Below are 20328 nucleotides of genomic sequence, written 5' to 3'. Positions count from 1 at the left end.
ATAAACAGACCAATGACTTTATTTTTTAACACCACTGGCATGAGCAAATAAGCTGAGCCGTCTATTATTGCTCTGATTTGTTTGAAAGTAGTCTTTATCATTTTTCATCAGCAATAATGGCTGACGCTGCTCAACTACATTCTTGAATGCCTGATTGGTGGCCAAATCAATGATTAACTGTTGCTTGAGTTCATCGACTTGTTTTCCTAGGCCTGATTTGCAGGTTAATTTTGTTCGCGTTTCGTTCAGCAGCATAAATATAGCGCGATCCATACCCAAACCGCGTGTAAGTCCTTCCAGTGTCATTTCCAAAACAATACTAATAGAGGGTGGTGGTAGTTCTTGTACTACCTGGGCCATCTCTTGTGACACTTTCATCAGATAATCAAAATCTGGCTCAGCAAAATCATCCACAAGGTTCGGGATATCAAGCTGTGGTAAATCTTCATCGTCATCAATATGGTCAGGCAACAGAATTGCTCTGCTGATTTGCTCACTGCCATAAAGCAGTGTCAGTTCTTTAGATTTATTGACGTTGAACAAAACTAAGTTTTTCGCTTTTTCAACAGATACATCGCAAATTTGAGCCACTCGCTTTGATAACGTTTCGAGCTCCACCTACTTCCAGCCTTGCTGTGCTGTTGTTGCAATATCAACAGCCAGAGAAATAACCTTAGTGTTTTTTGCTGACAAGCGATTATTTAAATATTCATTAAGCAACTCACCTAATGACCAGTCGTGGCACAAGGTTTTTGTTAAGTCGGTTAGTCTGAAACCCAGCACTTTCAACTCTGCCTGAGCCGGTTCTTTCCCTTCATGCATTTCGCTAAGCAGCGCCTGACTTTCTTCGCCAGCAAACGCCCAAAATGCCATATAACCAAGATGTGAAAGTAATGTGGCTACAAAAATATCTTCGGCATCGTCTAACTTCAACTGTTTTGCAAACTCTTGAGCCTGAGTAGCAGCATGAAATGCAAAAGCCATTTCTTGAATCAACTGAGCACGCTGCTCCCCTATTCTCAGATTATCGATGAGTGCCATTGAGAGAGTAATGACTTTTATTTGATCAAAGCCCATTACCATTACGGCTCGAGACACGGTACTAATACTATGTCTGGAAGGATTAAAATGTACGGTGTTTACCGCTTTTAGAACACGGCTCGTTAAAGAGGCATCCTGAAGGATAATATTAGCCACATCGGAAGCTGAACTTTTGCCACTGTTTAATGCTTTTGTGACATTGGCTACTGTCCCAGAAAAGATTGGCATATCCTCTTCACTGAGTTGTTTTAACCAATCAGATATCGACGCATTGACCATTGGGGGTTAATCCTGCTGTTTTTTTTGATTTGCTACACCATGAGGAACATGTCCGGTAGCAACATGTTCTACAGCTGATTGACAATGCTTTTCCTGGTCATCAAAAAAGATATCAGCGCCGAATGACTTCAAAAAAGGACCTTTATCCATTCCGCCGAGGAAGATGGCTTCGTCGATTCGGATATCCCAAGCTCTTAATGTACGAATGACACGTTCATGTGCCGGCGCAGAACGTGCCGTCACTAAGGCTGTTCTGATAGGTGATTCATTCTCGCTGTATTCCGTCTGAATCTGATTTAGTGCCATCAGGAAAGCTTTGAATGGGCCACCAGGTAATGGTTCATGTGCTGTCTGTTGCTCATTTTCGGTAAACGCTTTCAAGCCTTTTTCTTTAAAAATACGCTCAGAATCATCGGAAAAAAGAACAGCATCACCATCAAATGCAATCCTCAGCTGATCACTATCATTATTATTTCTGATATGAGACGGCAGAATAGTCGCGGCGGCAATACCTGCTTCCAGAGCCATACCAACGTCTTCAGAGCTCGTTGATAAAAATAGATGCGCATTAAACGGCGCTACATATCTGTACGGACTACTTCCGGATGTAAATACCGCACGAGTAATCGCGAGTTTATGATGTTGTATGGAATTAAACACACGTAAGCCAGTATCTGCAGAATTACGTGATAAAAGAATGATTTCAACTTTTGGCGTATTTGGATTGTTATCGTTTAATGCCAGTAATTTTCGCACTAAACTAAAAGCGCCACCGGGCGACAAAGGCACATCCTCATTTTCGATTTGATATTGACAATAAGCCTCTGTGCCTTGTTCTTCATAGATTCTATGGCTTTCATCCAAGTCAAATAAAGCCCTGGAAGAAATAGCAAGAACAAGTGGTTTGGTTTCCATTATATTTTGACATCCCTCAACAATGTTTGGCCGTCAGTACGAGCGATTCTAATAATCCGCTCCCATGCAATCTCTCCAAGTTGGTTGATACTTGGCTCTTTAGAAAGCCCCTGCAAATCTTCATCTAATGTTTTGATAACAGAGACTTCACTCGGTTTGCCTTTAGGAAAGTTACTATTCTCTGAAAACACAATACGGCAAAAGATAGGGACTTTGGGTGCTAATAATTGTAAAGCGTGTTTAGTGTTATAGATTCTATGTAATGGATTGGTGAATTTGAAGCTCCTACCATCGATAATTTGTGTCCATTGATCTATGTGATCTGCACCAAATAAATGTCCTGACATCGGGTATGTTTCAATAATCAGTAATCCTTGCTCAATCAGGAGTAAGCGTTCAATTTCTATCGCCCCACCTAAACCATCAGGAATAATAATAGATTTCGCTTCTTGCTTTTTTATTGACTGTAATGAACGTTCCAGCTTTCTTGTATAACGTGAACGTTTTCTATTGCGTTTAACCACAAACAGTAAACAGAGTAGAACACAAACTGCGACAGCAATGGCTATTTGGGTGGATAAATCGAAGGTAATAATTGTACTGGCCTCAATATTGTTGTGTGCTAATTATACGAAATAGTGATTGTATTGTATTCACTTTATATTAAGGCTACAGAGGTAAATGCGTGATGGGATCTTCATGGATAATCACCTCAGCATCATCAAATAAGTTAGCTATCTGATGCTCAAGCTTATCGGCAATCTCATGTGCCTCTCTTAAAGTGAGTGTTTCATCCAGTTCCAAATGAAGCTGTACAAAAACAGTGGTACCAGAACGACGAGTCCGCAAATCATGTAAACCTCGTGCTTGCGGATGCTGCAAAACCAATGCACTAATTTTTTCCCGTTCTTCATCCGGTAATTCATGATCCATAAGTAGATCAATTGACTCTTTAACAATTCCCCATGCGCTATGCAGAATAAACAACGCTATGGCGATAGCAATAATCGGGTCAGACAAATGCCAGCCATTCAAACTAAGCACAAGAGCCAAAATGACACCACCATTGACTAATAAATCTGTTTTGTAATGAAGGGCATCCGCTTTAATCGCCGTTGAATCTGTTTTTCTGATGACATAATTCTGAAAAGTCATTAATGCTAATGTCGCTACAATCGAAAATATCATCACAGCGAGACTCACAGTCAGCCCCTGCTCCATTGCTTCAGGCTTAAACAGGCGATTAATCGCCTGAAGTAAAAGAATACCCGCAGAGCCTGCGATAAACATTGATTGACCAAGTCCAGCTAATGATTCGGCTTTGCCATGACCAAAACGATGTTCTCTATCCGCTGGTTGTAATGCGTGATGGACGGCAATCATATTCAAAATAGATGCCAGAACATCCAAGCTGGAATCCACTAATGTGGCTAATACACTCACCGAGTCACTTAAGAACCAGGCAAATAACTTGGCTATTATCAAGGTGATAGCAGTGACCACCGAAGCGTAGGTGGCCATCCGCATCAAATGCGCTTTATCAATGTGTTGAGGCTTATTCATGGACTTAGTATAGTGGATTAAATTCAAATAACGTGAGTCTAGCAATAATGCTGCTCAAATGTTTCATTCAGGAAAGTTTTTATGCCAATTTCGACAGTTAATACCTCAGCTTTTGAAGGTCAAAAACCAGGCACTTCTGGTTTACGCAAGAAAGTGGGTGTATTTAAACAACCCCATTATCTGGAAAACTTTATTCAATCGACTTTTAACGCTCTGGGTGACTGTGAAGGTAAAACACTCGTTGTCGGTGGTGATGGTCGTTATTATAACCAGACAGCAATACAGATAATCTTGAAAATGGCAGCTGCCAATGGTTTTTCTCATATCTGGGTCGGACAGAATGGTATTCTCTCAACCCCTGCCGCATCATGTGTAATTAGAAAATACCAAGCTTTTGGTGGTTTGATTTTGTCTGCTAGTCATAACCCAGCAGGTATTGATGGTGATTTCGGTATAAAGTTTAATACCAGCAATGGTGGCCCGGCACCAGAATCCATTACCAATCAAATCTATCAGCAAACAACTGAAATCAGCCAATACAGAATATCCAATGCCGCAGATATTGCCCTTCATAAATTAGGCCTGCAAAATTTAGGTGATATGACTGTTGAGGTAATCGACTCGGTAGTCGATTACACAGAACTAATGGCATCTATTTTTGATTTCCCCGCCATAAAAGCACTGCTGACTTCCGGTGACTTTTCCATGCGCTTTGATGCCATGCATGCAGTCACAGGTCCGTATGCAATTGAGATTTTAGAAAAACGTTTAGGCGCTCCTGCCGGCACAGTCATAAACGGTATTCCGTTACCTGACTTTGGTGGTGGTCACCCTGATCCTAATCTGACCTATGCTGAACAACTCGTTACAGAATTATTTTCTGATGATGCGCCTGACTTTGGTGCCGCTTCGGATGGCGACGGTGATCGTAATATGATTCTGGGTAAGCAATTTTTTGTAACACCGTCTGATAGCTTGGCAATACTTGCTGCCAATGCACAGCATATCCCTGCTTATAAATCCGGTATTACAGGCATAGCTCGCTCAATGCCAACCAGTCAAGCGGCCGATCGCGTTGCTGAGAAATTAGGTATTGAAGCGCATGAAACACCGACTGGCTGGAAGTTCTTTGGTAACTTATTGGACGCGAATCGCGTCACACTGTGCGGTGAAGAAAGCTTTGGCACGGGTTCAAATCATATTCGCGAAAAAGATGGCTTATGGGCAGTCCTTTTCTGGCTGAATATTTTAGCGGTGAAACAGCAGTCTGTTGCTGAGTTAGTAAACCTGCACTGGCAACAATTTGGCCGCAATTATTACACTCGACATGATTATGAAGGCGTGCCTACTGAACAGGCAGAAGCCTTAATTCAACATCTGCAGACTCAGCTCTCTACGTTGCCAAAAAAACAGTTTGCAGAACGAACTGTGAGTTATGCAGATAACTTTAGCTACCATGATCCAATAGATAACAGCGTCTCTGAAAAACAAGGTATTCGTATTGGTTTTGAAGGTGGTGACAGGATTATTTATAGATTGTCTGGCACAGGAACTGAAGGCGCAACATTACGTGTATATATCGAGTCATACGAAGACAGACCCGCTCGGCTTAATCAGGATACACAAACAGCCTTATCCGAGCTTATCGATCTGGCAAATCAATTAGCCAAGATAGTTGAACTTACGGGTAGAACCGCCCCAACAGTGATCACCTAAACCTTGTAAAGCCCAACTATCATGCAAACATTAATTCTGGGTTCCAGCTCACCATATAGAGCTGAGTTACTTAAAAAGCTGGCTATTAATTTTATACAGTACTCACCTGATATAGATGAGTCAGTATCTGAGGGCGAAACAGCAACATCACTGGTTGAACGCCTGGCACAGGAAAAAGCATTAGCCATTGCAAAAGATTACCCTCAAGCACTTATTATTGGTTCTGATCAGGTTGCTGTTATAGAGGGAAAAATCTTAGGTAAACCGGGTGATCATGAAACAGCTGTAAAACAACTTATGTCTGCTTCAGGTCAGGCTGTTACTTTCTATACTGGTTTAGCCTTATACAATGCTAAAACCCATACCATGCAGCATTTGGTCGAGCCTTTTGTTGTTCATTTCAGACATTTAACTGAAAAGCAGATTCGTTATTATCTTGAACGAGAACAACCTTATCAATGTGCTGGCAGTTTTAAATCTGAAGGATTAGGTATTAGCTTATTTGCTAAGTTAGAGGGCGATGATCCAAATAGTCTAATTGGTTTACCGCTGATAAAACTCATTGAGTTGTTGAACAATGAAGGCGTTGATGTTCTCCAACCCAATGAGTAAAAAAATTTATTCGTTTGCTGACTGCTCTTTCTGTTTTTCAGCATTGGCCATCGCCGCTGCTTGTGCTGCATAATTATTCATTGTTTTTGTCATAAGCTGACGAGCGGCTTTTGAACGCATTGTCTTAGCCATACCTTCGACCAGACTTTTTTCGACACCATTAGAAATTAAATGCGCTTTCAATTCATCAAGGTGGCTTTCACAACTTTGCATAATGTCTTCAGCCATTTTTTGTGGGCTTTCAGCTGTATGACTAAATTTTAGATGTCCTTGCATCATACATTTATTGTAATCCGTAAGGATAGAAAACATTTTCGTTTGAGCTTCTTCTGACATATCACCAGGTGTGACATACTCTTGGGCAATAACAACTGACGATGCACTTAATAAAAGTGCCGATATTAAAAATTTTTTCATTGCGACTCCATTGTAGCTAAAGCATTATTTAACACCCATCAGATGGACTAATGAGTTAGGAAATAATTCCCGATAATACGCCAGATACAAATAATATTCACACCCCTATTTTCATATAAGCAGGGTGATGTCATCACAAGCTAAATTTATAACTAAAGAACCAACACATAGATTTTGAGTAACCAATTACATGAACAACGTGACTAATGATGCCAGATTCGAGCAACTTAAATCCTGGGTAGAGAAACTATTTCCTGATGATCGTTTAACGATAACCGTTGCTTCTAGCGACGCTAGTTTCAGAAGATATTTTCGTTTGAAACAAAATGACAACTCATACATCGTCATGGATGCGCCACCAGAACATGAAGATATAAGCAGCTTTATCAACGTTGATGAGTTTCTTTCACAATATGATGTAGCGGTGCCACATCTCTATGCCAAAGATGAAGATAATGGCTATTTACTACTCAGTGATTTTGGCGATACTTCCTTTTTAAAATCATTAACATCAGTCAATGCAGATGAGCTATACCGTAAAGCCATTGACGAGCTTGTCGCAATGCAAAAGACAAATACGATAAACACAACTTTGCCTGATTATGATGAAGCAAAATTACGTGAAGAAATGTCACTGTTTCCTGACTGGTTTCTGACTCGACATTTATCCTTGCAAGCACCGAAAACGCTAACAGCTGTCTATGACTTTCTTATTGATGAAATAAAAAAACAACCAAGCTGCTTCGTTCACCGAGATTATCACAGCCGAAATCTGATGATGTGTGCTGACAACACACTTGGCATTATCGATTTTCAAGATGCAGTAATAGGCCCTATTACCTATGATTTGGTGTCATTACTAAAAGATTGTTACATTCAGTGGCCAGCTGAACAGCAGCAAAAATGGTTAAATTACTACAAAGAACAAGCCATCAATAACAAACTGATTACGACGTCCCAGGGTAACGATTTACAACGTTGGTTTGATTTGACCGGATTGCAGCGACACCTTAAAGTGCTCGGCATCTTCTGTCGTCTCAATTATCGCGATGGTAAAGCGAATTACCTTAATGATTTACCTCTTACTCTTCACTATGTATTGGAAGTCTGTGAAAGATACAAAGAGCTTGAAACGCTCTATGAGTTTCTTACCAGTACACCTGAAATTATGGCAATAAAATGAAAGCAATGATTCTAGCTGCAGGCCGTGGTGAAAGGTTGCGACCATTAACTGATCACACGCCAAAACCACTTGTTTATGCAGGAAAGAAAAGACTGATTGAATACCTTATTGAGAGTTTGGTATCTGCAGGTATCCGTGAAATCGTGATTAATTATGCCCACCTGGGTGAGCAGTTTCCTGCTGTTCTTGGCAATGGTGACAATTACGGTTGTCGCATCATTTATTCGCCCGAAACTTCAGGCAGTCTGGAAACAGCAGGTGGCATAACTCAAGCATTAAGTTTGCTGGGTGATGAACCATTTATCGTGGTTAACGGTGATATCTGGACTGACTATGACTTTTCTGCACTGAGCAGACGTACGCTGGAAGCTGATACTGACTGCCATCTGATTATAGTAAACAATCCTGATCATAATCCTGATGGCGACTTTGCTATAGAAGCGGATAGTTTAGTCAGCCTTGAGGGTAAGAATAAATTTACCTTCAGTGGCATTGGTCTCTACCATCCACGACTGTTCCAACATATGAAAGTCGAACGCAAAGCACTCAGACCATTATTTGAAGAAACGATAAAAAATAAGAGGATGACCGCAGAGTTATATGATGGTCGTTGGTCTGATATCGGCACGCTTGAGCGCCTTGAATCATTAGAGCAAGAGCTTAGTTAAACAAGCTCTTGCTCTAAGCTTAGGCACATAAAAATTCTAATAATGCCTTTTGTGCATGTAGACGATTTTCAGCTTCATCCCAGACAACACTTTGTTTACCATCAATTACATCAGCGGTAACTTCTTCACCACGGTGTGCCGGTAAACAATGCATAAATAAAGCATCTTTTGCCGCTAGTTTCATAATGTCATTATTGACCTGAAACTCAGCAAAAGCTTCTTCACGTTTACGTTGTTCTTCTTCCTGGCCCATGCTGGCCCATACATCAGTAACAACAAGATCAGCATCTTTTGCCGCATCTGCTGGATTATTGAATAACTCAACAGTGGCATCGACAGATGACACAATATCCGCTTTCGGCTCGTAACCAATGGGAGTAGCGATATGCAGCTCAAAACCAAATTGTTGCGCGGCATTGATATATGAATGACACATATTATTGCCATCCCCTATCCAAACCACTTTCTTACCTTTAATCGAGCCACGATGCTCTTGATAGGTTTGCATATCTGCCAATAACTGGCATGGATGAAAATCATCCGTCAACGCATTAATCACCGGTACAGATGAGTATTTTGCAAATGTTTCAATCTTGGCATGTTCAAAGGTGCGGATCATTACCGCATCAACCATGGAAGAAATTACTCTGGCGGAATCTTCCACAGGCTCACCGCGGCCAAGCTGGGTATCATCCGGTGATAAAAATATTGAGCCACCACCAAACTGTATCATTGCTGATTCAAATGAAACTCGGGTACGTGTAGATGATTTTTCAAAAATCATCGCCAGTACTTTATTCTTCAAAGGCTGGTAGATTTCGCCTTTATGCTGCATTTCTTTAAGCTCAGATGCACGATTAATTAACGCTTCTAACTCATCAGCAGCCAAGTCTTTTAAAGTTAAAAAATGTCTCATATTAGGCTACGCTCTCAACCTGTTGCGAAGATAGAAACTCGATCACGAGTTTACTTACCTTATCTACGATAATTTGGGCTTCCTCAACATTGAGGATTAACGGCGGTAATAAACGAATAACGGATTCTGCTGTTACATTAATCAGCAAGCCATCTGCTAGTGCTTTTTTAACTAACTCAACACAAGGCACTGATAACTCAATACCAAACATCAAGCCATGAGCACGTACATCTTTCACACCCGCTTTACCCAGAAGTTTCTGTTGAAAGCCATCAAGCATTTGTTTACTAAGCGCATTAACATGGCCAATTATGCCGTCTTCTTCAATTGTGTTTAAAACACTTAACGCCGCACTACAGGCTAGTGGATTGCCACCAAAAGTCGAGCCATGATTACCTGCTTGTAAAATACCAATAGCATTACCAGCGACAAGACAAGCACCGATAGGCACACCATTGCCCAGCCCTTTCGCCAATGTCATCACATCAGGTATGAGTTCAGCATTATGTTGATAAGCAAACCATTTACCCGTCCTGGCAATACCTGTCTGGACTTCATCCAGCATCATCAACAACTTGCGTTGTGTGCAGATTGCCCGAACACCAGCTAAATACTCACTGTCTGGTATTTTAATGCCACCCTCACCCTGTACAGGCTCAAGTAACACGGCAACAGCTTCAGGCCAATGACCGATCGCCATGCGCAGCGCATCAAGATCATTGTATGGCACACGAACGAAACCTGGCACTAAAGGATCAAAGCCCACCTGAACTTTTGCATTTCCTGTGGCAGTCAACGTCGCCATTGTACGTCCATGGAAACTGCCGTCCATGACAATCACAACTGGCTTATCAATGCCTTTGCTGTGACCATACTTACGTGCAATCTTAATTGCGGCTTCATTAGCTTCTGCACCGGAGTTGCAGAAAAACACTTGGTCCATGCCAGACAAGCTGGTCAGTTTATCGGCCAGTTTTTCCTGCAGAGCGATATGGTACATATTGGATGTATGCACTAAGGTTTCAGCCTGATGCTGAATCGCTCGCGTCACCGCAGGATGGCAATGCCCCAAATTACATACAGCAATACCGCTCAACGCATCTAAATAGCGTTTTCCATCTGTATCAGTTAACCAAGCGCCTTTACCTTCACTAAAAGTGACGTCTAGACGTCCGTATGTGGGCATGACCGATTCTGTCATGGCTTGTACTCCTTGCCCTGACGGCATTAAATAAACGGCTTTTTAGGGCCAATAAACGAAAAATGGCAGTTTCATAAGAAACTGCCATTTATCAAAAATCGTGTATTTTATAATGTTATAAAGTAATTAACAAATTTACTCTATATCACGACTTCTTAGCTTGCGAAGTTTTCTGCGACGAAGTCCCAGTTAACCAAGCCCCAGAATGCTTCCAGGTATTTAGGACGCGCATTGCGGAAATCAATGTAATAAGCATGTTCCCAAACATCAACAGTCAGCAATGGTTTTTCACCATCAGTTAATGGGCAACCTGCATTACTGGTATTAACAATAGCAATACTGCCATCAGCTTTTTTCACTAACCAAGTCCAACCTGAACCAAAGTTAGTAGCAGCTGATTTGCTGAATGCTTCTTTAAATTCGTCAAAAGAACCAAAAGTGCTATCAATAGCTGCAGCTAAATCACCTGCAGGTGCACCTTTAGCATCTGGCGTCATGCAGTTCCAGTAAAAAGTGTGGTTCCAGATTTGTGCTGCATTGTTGAAGATACCACCAGAAGCTTTTGTAATAATTTCTTCTAATGACTTACCTTCAAATTCAGTACCCGGCACCAAGTTATTCAAGTTAGTCACATAAGTTTGGTGATGTTTACCATAGTGATACTCAAGTGTTTCCGCAGAAATTGTTGGTTCTAATGCATCCATAGCATACGGAAGTGGTGGCAATTCATAAGCCATATTTTTATCTCCTAATATGTGAAAAATAACCGAGTAATTGAGTCAATTATTCTAAAAGAGCACTCAAATGATATCAAGTGCTATAGCTCTTGAGTTTACTTATATATCACCGAAAATCGATAACATAGATAAATCCAGGCCCATTAATATTGCATTCTCTCTACCATTCTCAGCTGGGTAATAAGCTCTGCGGACAGACATTTCATTAAAACCCAGCTGTTCATAAAGATTTTGTGCTTTTTTATTTGACTCTCTAACTTCTAAAACCACAATCGAAGCAGATCGTGCTTTAGAAAAATCAATGATATGTTCCAGTATAAATCGACCATATCCTTGTCTTTGCATATCTGGTCTGACACAAAGATTAAGAAGATGTGCTTCATCCAGGACTAACTGCACAATGGCATAGCCCAAAACCACATCATAAGCATCAGAATAGACCCATGCATAATGTCCGGCATCAAGACTATCGGAAAAGTTCTTAAGCGTCCACGGAAACTGATTTGCAGAGCATTCAATATTATGAACTAGTTGCAAGTCCTTATTCGTCATCACTCTCGGGGAAACCATATTTTTGTCCGTTAATTAAAAGCGTGGCGATAGCGTTTTAATTGTTGCCAGGCAATCGCTTTTAAAGAGGTTTGCTTTACCATGGCAGCTAAAGATGGTAACTGAACACACTCGATACCCTCAGGTAAACTGTATTCAGCCTCAGTCATAGTAATAATTGTCTTACTATGGAAATCATCTTCGCTCACTTGTCTTAAGTCCTGTGATTCAATCAAGAACTGTCGTCTGTTATCTAAGCTAACAGCCTTGAGAATACTGCTTAATAAACGCTGTTCAACAGTAGCAAGTTGAGTCGTTTCAACAATAATAAGCAATTGGACATCATTAGGAATTTGCAGAGTGTTACTCTGCAAATTATCCAATGGTTGCGATTCAGTCGCCGTTATTATTTCAGTAGTTTTACTCTGTCGTTGCGTCCAGACAGGTATGCCCATTTCAGACAATACTGAATATTGATATTCAGATAATGCCATCAGACTTGTGGGTGGGCTCGGTCAACCGGGCTTAATATTTTATTAAGCGCATTGAGATAAGCTTTTGCTGATGCAATAACGATATCTGTATCAGCACCTTGGCCGCTCACAATTCGTCCGCCTTTCTCAAGACGAACACTAACCTCACCCTGCGCATCCGTTCCCGTTGTGATGCTGTTAACTGAATACAATTGAAGCTCTGTTTGACTTTGTACAATAGATTCAATGGCTTTATAAGCTGCATCAACAGGTCCACCGCCACTCATTTGTGTCTGAACTTCTCTACCATCGACTGACAATGTCACTGTAGCAAAAGGTGTCTCGCCTGTTTCACTGCAAACCTTCATTGATATTAGACTTACCCGTTCATCAGCAGTGGCGACAGTATCACTTACCAAGGCCTGAATATCTTCATCAAAGACTTCATGTTTTTTATCAGCCAATTCTTTAAAGCGTGTAAATGCGGCATTCAAGTCTGTCTCAGAAGCTAATTCAATACCTAATTCCTGAAGACGGCTACGGAAAGCATTTCGACCAGAATGTTTGCCAAGCACCATTCTGTTGGTATTCCAGCCGACATCTTCTGCACGCATAATTTCATAGGTTTCACGATTTTTCAGAACACCATCCTGATGTATGCCCGACTCATGCGCAAAGGCATTGGCACCAACAATAGCCTTATTAGGCTGAACGACAAAGCCTGTGATACCAGACACTAGTCGTGATGCAGATAAGATATATTGCGTATCAATATTGGTATCACAAGGAAACATATCCTGACGCGTTCTGACGGCCATAACCACTTCTTCAAGAGCAGCGTTACCAGCACGTTCGCCGAGACCATTAATGGTGCATTCAACTTGTCTTGCTCCATTCATAACTGCCGATAAGGAGTTGGCAACAGCCAACCCCAGATCGTTATGGCAATGTACAGAAAATATTGCTTTGTCAGCGTTAGGAATACGCTCACGTAATGTCGATATTAATGAACCAAACTGATGAGGTAAGTTATAACCGACCGTGTCAGGAATGTTTAAAGTCGTAGCGCCAGCGTCGATGACCGCCTCAAGGATTCGACACAGAAAATCGGTTTCACTGCGACCAGCATCTTCAGGAGAAAACTCGACGTCATCTGTATATTGTCGGGCACGTTTTACCGCGCGGACAGCATTCTCAATGACTTGATCTGGCTCCATACGTAGTTTCATCTTCATATGGATAGGTGAAGTAGCTATAAAGGTGTGTATGCGTGACGCATTAGCTAACTTAAGTGCTTCACCAGCCCTGTCGATATCTGTATCTAAAGCTCTGGACAGACCGCAAATTCGACTATCTTTTACAGCTTTGGCTACAGCTTGAACGGCTTCAAAGTCGCCGGTGCTGGCGATTGGAAATCCGGCCTCAATAACATCTACACGCATGCGCTCAAGCGCTTTAGCAATGCGGACTTTTTCATCTTTTGTCATTGATGCGCCCGGACTTTGCTCACCGTCGCGTAAGGTTGTATCAAAAATTATTAGCTTGTCAGTCATAAATGTGTGAACCAGATTATCAAGAGTATTGTTTATTTTATTCTTCTTTTGCCTGTGCGCGTTCTGAGCGATGCTGACGCAGCTTTAATAGGGTAAAAACCGGGCCGGATAAGCCATAGATTAAGAATACGCTAAACAGAATTGTCGGTGGATCAATAGCGACCAGCGCAAAAATCAGTACAAGTACCAACATCACCACAAAAGGTACCCGATTTCGTAAATCGAGCTCTTTAAAGCTATGGTAACGCATCGAACTGACCATAAGTATGGCAGCACCAAAAGTAATAGGAATGGTGAAAATATCAATCATATTTCCGCTAAAGTCATTACTTGTACCAGCCCATACCCAACCAGCGATAATTGCTGCGGCCGCAGGACTTGGTAAACCCTGAAAATAACGTTTGTCTTGTGTCCCTATCTGGGTATTAAACCTGGCCAGTCGTAATGCACCACAGGCAGCATAGATAAATGCAACCATCCATCCAAACTTACCCATACCATGCAACGACCACTGAAAAATAACCAATGCCGGCGCCATACCAAAAGAAACCATGTCAGCTAAGCTGTCATATTCTGCACCAAAAGCACTTTGGGTATTGGTCATACGTGCAATTCGGCCGTCTAACCCATCCATAATCATCGCAATAAAAATGGCAATAGATGCGGTTTCAAAGTCACCTCGAATACCTGCGACAATGGCGTAAAACCCAGCAAACAGACCAGCTGTTGTAAATAAATTCGGTAGTAAATAGATACCGCGATTTTGAGGCTTTTCGCTATTAATCATAAAAACCAGGCTCCTGTTGATTAGTGCTTACATTATGACAGTTCACGCGCACAAACAAAACGGGGGCGATTGTTTTCACAACCGCCCCCGTCTATTTTCAAGCTATTATTGATTAGTTTTTAGACTTATCAACAATTTTTTGAATCCAAGGCATCATTGAACGCAGTTTCGTACCTGTTTGCTCAATAGGATGCTCAGCATTGATTCGACGCATTGCTGTCATTTCAGGGTAACCAGTTTGGCCTTCCTGAATGAATTGCTTAGCGTATTTACCTTCCTGAATATTCTTCAGTGCTTCACGCATTGCCCAACGGCTTTCTTCATTGATAACACGAGGACCAGTGACGTATTCACCATATTCTGCATTATTCGAGATCGAATAATTCATATTGGCGATACCACCTTCATACATAAGGTCAACAATCAGTTTTAACTCATGCAGACATTCGAAGTATGCCATTTCAGGTGCATAACCCGCTTCAGTTAAAGTTTCAAAACCGGCTTTAACCAATTCAACAGCACCACCACATAAAACAGCTTGTTCACCAAACAAATCAGTTTCAGTTTCATCGCGGAATGTAGTTTCGATGATACCTGTACGGCCACCGCCTACACCTGAAGCGTAAGATAAAGCGATATCTTTTGCTCTACCTGAAGCATCTTGTTCAACAGCGATTAAATCAGGAATACCGCCACCTTTAACAAATTCACTACGTACTGTATGGCCTGGTGCTTTAGGCGCAATCATGATGACGTCTAAATCTTCACGCGGCAGGATTTGGTTATATAAAATCGCAAAACCATGAGCAAAGGCTAAAACAGCACCTTTTTTCAGGTTAGGTTCGATTTCTTGTTTATATAACTGAGATTGGAACTCATCAGGTGTCAGAATCATCACCAGATCAGCACCTTTCACTGCTTCACCGACATTATCAGACACAGTCAGGCCAGCGCCTTGTGCTTTTACAATAGATGAAGAACCAGCACGTAAAGCAACTGTGACATCGACACCTGAATCTTTCAGGTTGCATGCGTGGGCATGGCCTTGAGAACCATAACCAACGATGGTGACTTTCATCCCTTGGATGATAGACAAGTCACAATCTTTATCGTAATAAATGTTCAAACTCATGATTGAATTCCTTAGATTTTCTTGAACGAATTAAATTCAGTTTACAGGTGCAAGCTTTTCTCGCCGCGAGCAATACCTGTGACACCTGAACGGACAGTTTCAATAATTTTATGTTCAGCAAGGGCTTCGATAAAAGAATCCAACTTGCTGACAGCCCCTGTCAATTCAATGGTATACGTTGATGAGGTCACATCAATGATATGTCCCCGGAAAATATCACAAAGACGTTTAACGTCTTCTCTTTGAGCCATGGTTGCTGCTTTAACTTTAATCAGCATCATTTCACGCTCAATATGTGGCCCTTCAGTCAAATCCATTAGTTTCACAACATCGATCAGTTTGTTTAGTTGTTTCACAATCTGTTCGATAATACGGTCTGTCCCATTAGTCACAATTGTCATACGTGACAGTGATGGATCTTCCGTAGGTGCAACAGTGAGTGACTCAATATTGTATGCACGTGCTGAAAAAAGTCCGGCCACACGCGACAAAGCCCCTGCTTCGTTTTCGATCAGGATAGAAATAATATGGCGCATGGTTACGACAGCTCCCTTTCAGAATCTTGTGCAGGTGCACTGTATGGTGACATATGCATGTCATTATGTGCCTTGCCTTGAGCAATCATCGGATAAACATTTTCTGTTTGATCTGTCACGATATCAAAGAAAACTAAACGATCTTTCATCGCAAAACCACGTTCAAGTTCTGCTCTGAGATCTTCAGGTTTTTCAATTCGAATACCGACATGACCATAACTTTCCGTTAACTTCACAAAGTCTGGTAATGATTCCATATAAGAATGCGAATACCGGTTCTCATAGAAAAATTCTTGCCACTGACGAACCATACCTAAGTAACGGTTGTTCAAAGCAACAATTTTGATTGGCAATCCATATTGCAGACAGGTTGATAACTCCTGAATACACATTTGGATACTACCTTCACCAGTCACACAAACAACCGTATCTTCCGGATATGCTAATTGAACACCCATGGCTGCAGGTAAACCAAAGCCCATGGTTCCCAGGCCACCAGAATTAATCCAGCGATTTGGTTCATCAAAACCGTAATACTGAGCCGCCCACATTTGGTGTTGACCAACATCGGAGGTCACATACGCATTACCATTAGTAATTTCGTGAACCATTTCGATAACCGATTGTGGCTTAATTTTGTCACTGTTACGGTCATAGCTCATGCATAGCTTAGAGCGCCAGCCATCAATAATTTTCCACCATTCTTCCAGGGCTTTCTTTTGTGGCTTTTTACTGCTGTTTGCCAACAAATGATTCATTTCCTGAAGTACATCAGGAACACTACCCACGATCGGTATATCCACTGTGATCGTCTTAGAGATAGAAGATGGATCAATATCGATATGTACGATTTGTGCATGTGGGCAAAACTCGGCAATTTTGCCTGTAACCCGGTCATCAAAGCGGGCGCCAATAGCAATCAGCACATCGCAGTCATGCATTGCCATATTCGCTTCATAAGTACCATGCATCCCAAGCATACCCAGGAACTGTTTATCCGTTGCAGGATAAGCACCTAAGCCCATTAATGTGCTGGTAATAGGAAATCCCAGATGACGAACAAATTTCCGCAACTCATCTGAACCTTTACCCAATACAACACCACCACCGGTATAAACCATTGGTTTTTTGGCGGATAACATCAGATCAACAGCACGTTTGATTTGACCACTGTGGCCTTTCACTGTTGGCTGATAAGAACGCATCGCCACTTTATCTGGGTAGTGATAAGGGATTTTAATAGACGGATCAGTGATATCTTTAGGCACATCAACAACAACAGGACCCGGCCGACCAGTAGAAGCAACGTAAAATGCTTTTTTAACTGTCTCAGCGAGATCGTTGATGTCTTTAACTAAAAAGTTGTGCTTAACACATGGACGAGTGATCCCAACCGCATCAACTTCCTGGAAAGCATCACTACCAATAACGGCAGTGCTAACCTGACCAGTGATAACCACCATTGGGATGGAATCCATATATGCTGTTGCAATACCAGTGACAGCATTTGTAGCACCAGGACCAGATGTGACTAAGACCACACCAGGTTTACCTGTAGCCCGAGCGTAGCCATCTGCAGCATGTGTTGCAGCTTGCTCATGTCGAACTAGAATGTGTTTGACATCTTCCTGATTGTATAGCGCATCATAGATATGCAGCACTGCACCACCAGGATACCCGAAAAGGTATTCAACACCTTCGTCTTTGAGACATTGAACTAATATCTCGGCACCACTTAATTCCACGTGTTCCCCTTATATGTATGCCGTTCTTTTTAGTGAGCTAAAAAATTGTAAACGTGTAAAGTTACTTGTAATGCACGATAAGGTCAAGAATAAGGTCTGTCGCCTTTCTGCGTATAAAAGAACTATTTATGCTTAATGCATTTGCTGTGGCATAATTCGCCGCTATGACACAATCAAATCAAACTCAAATAACATTAAGCCGCCCAGACGACTGGCACTTACACTTGCGCGATGATCTGGCTCTGGAAAGGACTGTTTCTGATACAGCCAGCGTATTTGGACGTGCCATCGTCATGCCAAATCTTCGTCCACCTGTGACCAGTACTGCCTTGGCACTCGACTATAAAAACAGAATAGTTAAAAACATACCTGCTAATAGTCAGTTTGAACCTTTAATGACATTGTATCTCACTGATAACACCTCTGCCGATGAAATTTATCGCGCCAAAGAAAGTGGCATTGTTCATGCCGTAAAACTCTATCCAGCTGGTGCAACAACTAATTCAGATGCCGGTGTCACCGATCTAAAACACTGTTATCAGACATTAGAGGCTATGCAAAAAATAGGAATGCATTTACTTGTTCATGGTGAGGTCACTGCCGCTGACATTGATGTCTTTGACCGTGAAAAAGTATTCATTGATCAGGTATTAATTCCACTGATGAATGACTTTCCTGAATTAAGAATCGTGTTTGAACATATCACAACGTCAAATGCAGCGGAATTTGTTAGCAGTGCGTCCGATAATATTGCTGCGACCATCACACCGCATCATCTTTTGTTAAACAGAAATGATCTCTTAGTAGGTGGTATTCATCCACATCATTATTGTTTACCTGTCTTGAAGAGAAATACCCATCAACAGGCCTTAATCAAAGCAGCCACCAGTGGCAGTAAAAAATTCTTTTTAGGCACCGATAGTGCACCCCATCCTCGTGCTGGTAAAGAAGCCAGCTGTGGTTGTGCAGGAATATATAGTGCTCACGCGGCAATCGAGTTATATGCTGAAGCATTTGAAGCTGCAAATGCACTGGATAAATTAGAAAGTTTTGCTAGTTTTAACGGGCCAGACTTTTATCGCCTGCCAAGAAATGAAGATAAGATAACCTTAGTAAAAGAAAGTTGGGATGTACCTGAAACATTAACTTTTGCAGACAGTTCACTGGTACCGATGCGTGCAGGAAATCAAATACACTGGAAAGTCGTTAGTTAATCTAACGACTTTTCTTGCGCTGATACATCAGCGCATCCCCTTCAGATAACAATTCATCTATTGTTGCGTGTTTTTCAGGTTCAAAGAGTACGATTCCGTAAGAAAAGGTGATGTGATAGCCCAACGCTTGCTGCTCATTACACCGTTGAATTTGTTGTGAAAATCGTTTCATAACCTCATCAACGGCATTTTTATCAGCATCAACTAATAAAATGACAAACTCATCTCCGCCCATTCTTGCCACAATATCTGAATCTCTGCCAACGTCATCTAGTATGCTTGCAAACTGCTGGAGCGCTTTATCTCCTTCAGCATGACCAAACTTATCATTGATTGGTTTAAATTCATTAAGGTCGAGAAAAACAAGAGCAACGGGAAGCGCACCACGTTTACAGATATTCAATGATTTTTCTGCCGACATATTAAAACCACGCCGGTTTAATATCCCTGTAAGCTCATCCATCGTAGCCAATTCAACAGCTTGAATTTCATGCTCAACAATTGTCGCCAGATCTTTAAGTAGTTGTCGATCATCCTCCCTGAACTGTCTCGGCTTCACATCTTTGATACATAAGGTACCTAACTTACTGCCATCAAGATAACGAATGGGATAACCAGCATAAAAACGTATATGCTTTTGACCTATTAATAACGGGTTATCGATGAAACGTTCATCGTTATGGGCATCCTCCACAACAAAGGCACCTTCTCCCAAAATAGCATGCCCGCAGAAGGATATATCCCGAGGAGTTTCAGTGATATCCAATCCCTGGCATGATTTGAACCATTGGCGATTTTTATCAACAAGACTGACAAGTGCAACTGGCACATCAAACAATTTAGTGGCGATTCTTGTTAGACGATCAAAGCGTTCATCTGGAGCAGAATCAAGAATAGTCAGCGATTTTAGTGTCGATAATCTTTCTTGTTCATTTTGAGGTAAATCTGGTGTTTTCATATAAAACTCCAGTTTTATTAAATAAGACAATCATATGTCACACAATTATTTTGTGCACATGATTTAGTCTCATCTCATCGAAATAAATTCAATACTTATGTTTATACAATAAAAATTAAGGTTCATTTTGAGT

The 20328-nt window shown here is 41.4% G+C and carries 22 protein-coding genes; 5 read left to right on the top strand and 17 right to left on the bottom strand.

From position 1 onward, the window contains the following. Nucleotides 1-18: 18 nt before the first annotated feature. The 5 genes from BM232_RS09025 to BM232_RS09005 all read right to left on the bottom strand — a co-directional run bounded on the left by BM232_RS09025 (nt 19) and on the right by BM232_RS09005 (nt 3798). A complete protein-coding gene (locus BM232_RS09025; RefSeq protein ID WP_091713731.1) occupies nt 19-618 on the bottom strand; it encodes a hypothetical protein in 600 nt (199 codons plus the stop codon). Beyond that, complete coding sequence (locus tag BM232_RS09020) at nt 619-1320, bottom strand: HDOD domain-containing protein (RefSeq protein WP_091713728.1); 702 nt, start codon at nt 1318-1320, stop codon at nt 619-621. It lies immediately after the preceding gene. Nucleotides 1321-1326: 6 nt separating this feature from the next. Beyond that, a complete protein-coding gene (locus BM232_RS09015) occupies nt 1327-2235 on the bottom strand; it encodes a 5'-nucleotidase (protein ID WP_091713726.1) in 909 nt (302 codons plus the stop codon). Beyond that, the gene (locus BM232_RS09010; protein ID WP_245752864.1) at nt 2235-2759 is read right to left on the bottom strand and encodes a nuclease-related domain-containing protein; all 525 of its coding nucleotides are present in this window, start codon (nt 2757-2759) and stop codon (nt 2235-2237) included. The genes BM232_RS09015 and BM232_RS09010 overlap by 1 nt, the downstream gene beginning before the upstream one ends. Nucleotides 2760-2904: 145 nt before the next feature. Next, entirely contained in the window at nt 2905-3798 is an 894-nt protein-coding gene (locus BM232_RS09005) for a cation diffusion facilitator family transporter (RefSeq protein ID WP_143092275.1), read from the bottom strand. Between the two features lie 81 nt (nt 3799-3879). On the opposite strand from BM232_RS09005, the gene BM232_RS09000 reads away from it, so the two are divergent. Then, complete coding sequence (locus tag BM232_RS09000) at nt 3880-5514, top strand: alpha-D-glucose phosphate-specific phosphoglucomutase (RefSeq protein ID WP_091713720.1); 1635 nt, start codon at nt 3880-3882, stop codon at nt 5512-5514. Nucleotides 5515-5535: 21 nt separating this feature from the next. Beyond that, on the top strand, nt 5536-6126 hold the full coding sequence (locus tag BM232_RS08995) for a Maf family protein (RefSeq protein ID WP_091713718.1): 591 nt from the start codon (nt 5536-5538) through the stop codon (nt 6124-6126). A gap of 6 nt (nt 6127-6132) precedes the next feature. Here the strand turns inward: BM232_RS08995 and BM232_RS08990 are convergent, their stop codons facing one another. Further along, nucleotides 6133-6543, bottom strand: a complete 411-nt coding sequence (locus tag BM232_RS08990; protein ID WP_091713716.1) for a hypothetical protein — start codon at nt 6541-6543, stop codon at nt 6133-6135. Between the two features lie 190 nt (nt 6544-6733). On the opposite strand from BM232_RS08990, the gene BM232_RS08985 reads away from it, so the two are divergent. Together BM232_RS08985 and murU are read left to right on the top strand one after the other, a co-directional pair. Next, the gene (locus BM232_RS08985) at nt 6734-7726 is read left to right on the top strand and encodes an aminoglycoside phosphotransferase family protein (protein WP_091713714.1); all 993 of its coding nucleotides are present in this window, start codon (nt 6734-6736) and stop codon (nt 7724-7726) included. Continuing rightward, a complete protein-coding gene (gene murU / locus BM232_RS08980; RefSeq protein ID WP_091713712.1) occupies nt 7723-8394 on the top strand; it encodes an N-acetylmuramate alpha-1-phosphate uridylyltransferase MurU in 672 nt (223 codons plus the stop codon). Before BM232_RS08985 ends, murU begins: the two co-directional genes overlap by 4 nt. 19 nt (nt 8395-8413) lie before the next feature. Here murU and argF read toward each other — a convergent pair whose 3' ends face one another. From argF to BM232_RS08930, 10 genes are all read right to left on the bottom strand, one after another. Beyond that, nucleotides 8414-9310, bottom strand: a complete 897-nt coding sequence (argF, locus tag BM232_RS08975; RefSeq protein WP_091713710.1) for an ornithine carbamoyltransferase — start codon at nt 9308-9310, stop codon at nt 8414-8416. Between the two features lies 1 nt (nt 9311). Next, nucleotides 9312-10511 carry an aspartate aminotransferase family protein gene (locus BM232_RS08970; RefSeq protein WP_091713708.1) on the bottom strand — a complete coding sequence of 400 codons (1200 nt, stop codon included), beginning with the start codon at nt 10509-10511 and terminating at the stop codon, nt 9312-9314. Between the two features lie 155 nt (nt 10512-10666). After that, on the bottom strand, nt 10667-11248 hold the full coding sequence (gene sodB / locus BM232_RS08965; protein ID WP_091713706.1) for a superoxide dismutase [Fe]: 582 nt from the start codon (nt 11246-11248) through the stop codon (nt 10667-10669). A 99-nt stretch (nt 11249-11347) separates the two neighbouring features. Continuing rightward, nucleotides 11348-11818: a ribosomal protein S18-alanine N-acetyltransferase gene (gene rimI, locus BM232_RS08960; protein ID WP_177207300.1), complete on the bottom strand. Its 471-nt coding sequence runs from the start codon at nt 11816-11818 to the stop codon at nt 11348-11350. 11 nt (nt 11819-11829) lie between these two features. Further along, nucleotides 11830-12291 carry a DNA polymerase III subunit psi gene (locus BM232_RS08955; protein WP_091713704.1) on the bottom strand — a complete coding sequence of 154 codons (462 nt, stop codon included), beginning with the start codon at nt 12289-12291 and terminating at the stop codon, nt 11830-11832. Beyond that, nucleotides 12291-13823 (bottom strand): 2-isopropylmalate synthase, encoded by a 1533-nt coding sequence (locus tag BM232_RS08950; protein WP_091713703.1) that lies wholly within the window; start codon nt 13821-13823, stop codon nt 12291-12293. The genes BM232_RS08955 and BM232_RS08950 overlap by 1 nt, the downstream gene beginning before the upstream one ends. A 37-nt stretch (nt 13824-13860) precedes the next feature. Then, nucleotides 13861-14610 (bottom strand): CDP-diacylglycerol--serine O-phosphatidyltransferase, encoded by a 750-nt coding sequence (pssA, locus tag BM232_RS08945; RefSeq protein ID WP_091713701.1) that lies wholly within the window; start codon nt 14608-14610, stop codon nt 13861-13863. Nucleotides 14611-14722: 112 nt separating this feature from the next. Further along, complete coding sequence (gene ilvC / locus BM232_RS08940) at nt 14723-15736, bottom strand: ketol-acid reductoisomerase (RefSeq protein ID WP_091713886.1); 1014 nt, start codon at nt 15734-15736, stop codon at nt 14723-14725. 47 nt (nt 15737-15783) lie between these two features. Next, a complete protein-coding gene (gene ilvN / locus BM232_RS08935; RefSeq protein ID WP_007145171.1) occupies nt 15784-16278 on the bottom strand; it encodes an acetolactate synthase small subunit in 495 nt (164 codons plus the stop codon). Between the two features lie 2 nt (nt 16279-16280). After that, nucleotides 16281-18023: an acetolactate synthase 3 large subunit gene (locus tag BM232_RS08930; RefSeq protein WP_091713699.1), complete on the bottom strand. Its 1743-nt coding sequence runs from the start codon at nt 18021-18023 to the stop codon at nt 16281-16283. A gap of 164 nt (nt 18024-18187) precedes the next feature. On the opposite strand from BM232_RS08930, the gene pyrC reads away from it, so the two are divergent. Further along, on the top strand, nt 18188-19237 hold the full coding sequence (gene pyrC, locus BM232_RS08925) for a dihydroorotase (RefSeq protein ID WP_091713697.1): 1050 nt from the start codon (nt 18188-18190) through the stop codon (nt 19235-19237). 1 nt (nt 19238) lies between these two features. Here the strand turns inward: pyrC and BM232_RS08920 are convergent, their stop codons facing one another. Next, nucleotides 19239-20195, bottom strand: a complete 957-nt coding sequence (locus BM232_RS08920; RefSeq protein WP_091713694.1) for a sensor domain-containing diguanylate cyclase — start codon at nt 20193-20195, stop codon at nt 19239-19241. Between the last annotated feature and the right edge of the window lie 133 nt (nt 20196-20328).

It is taken from the genome of Methylophaga sulfidovorans (assembly GCF_900114205.1).
Taxonomy (GTDB): Bacteria; Pseudomonadota; Gammaproteobacteria; order Nitrosococcales; family Methylophagaceae; genus Methylophaga; species Methylophaga sulfidovorans.
The sequence above is the reverse complement of the archived record's forward strand: the minus strand, read 5'-3'. Positions and strand labels throughout refer to the sequence as shown.

Bases quoted from the DNA above. Each gene is read 5' to 3' on its own strand.
- BM232_RS09020 (WP_091713728.1), bottom strand. From the start codon at position 1,320: ATGGTCAATGCGTCGATATCTGATTGGTTAAAACAACTCAGTGAAGAG.
- BM232_RS09015 (WP_091713726.1), bottom strand. From the start codon at position 2,235: ATGGAAACCAAACCACTTGTTCTTGCTATTTCTTCCAGGGCTTTATTT.
- BM232_RS09005 (WP_143092275.1), bottom strand. From the start codon at position 3,798: ATGAATAAGCCTCAACACATTGATAAAGCGCATTTGATGCGGATGGCC.
- BM232_RS09000 (WP_091713720.1), top strand. From the start codon at position 3,880: ATGCCAATTTCGACAGTTAATACCTCAGCTTTTGAAGGTCAAAAACCA.
- BM232_RS08995 (WP_091713718.1), top strand. From the start codon at position 5,536: ATGCAAACATTAATTCTGGGTTCCAGCTCACCATATAGAGCTGAGTTA.
- BM232_RS08990 (WP_091713716.1), bottom strand. From the start codon at position 6,543: ATGAAAAAATTTTTAATATCGGCACTTTTATTAAGTGCATCGTCAGTT.
- BM232_RS08985 (WP_091713714.1), top strand. From the start codon at position 6,734: ATGAACAACGTGACTAATGATGCCAGATTCGAGCAACTTAAATCCTGG.
- murU (WP_091713712.1), top strand. From the start codon at position 7,723: ATGAAAGCAATGATTCTAGCTGCAGGCCGTGGTGAAAGGTTGCGACCA.
- argF (WP_091713710.1), bottom strand. From the start codon at position 9,310: ATGAGACATTTTTTAACTTTAAAAGACTTGGCTGCTGATGAGTTAGAA.
- BM232_RS08970 (WP_091713708.1), bottom strand. From the start codon at position 10,511: ATGACAGAATCGGTCATGCCCACATACGGACGTCTAGACGTCACTTTT.
- sodB (WP_091713706.1), bottom strand. From the start codon at position 11,248: ATGGCTTATGAATTGCCACCACTTCCGTATGCTATGGATGCATTAGAA.
- rimI (WP_177207300.1), bottom strand. From the start codon at position 11,818: ATGGTTTCCCCGAGAGTGATGACGAATAAGGACTTGCAACTAGTTCAT.
- BM232_RS08955 (WP_091713704.1), bottom strand. From the start codon at position 12,291: ATGGCATTATCTGAATATCAATATTCAGTATTGTCTGAAATGGGCATA.
- BM232_RS08950 (WP_091713703.1), bottom strand. From the start codon at position 13,823: ATGACTGACAAGCTAATAATTTTTGATACAACCTTACGCGACGGTGAG.
- pssA (WP_091713701.1), bottom strand. From the start codon at position 14,610: ATGATTAATAGCGAAAAGCCTCAAAATCGCGGTATCTATTTACTACCG.
- ilvN (WP_007145171.1), bottom strand. From the start codon at position 16,278: ATGCGCCATATTATTTCTATCCTGATCGAAAACGAAGCAGGGGCTTTG.
- pyrC (WP_091713697.1), top strand. From the start codon at position 18,188: ATGACACAATCAAATCAAACTCAAATAACATTAAGCCGCCCAGACGAC.
- BM232_RS08920 (WP_091713694.1), bottom strand. From the start codon at position 20,195: ATGAAAACACCAGATTTACCTCAAAATGAACAAGAAAGATTATCGACA.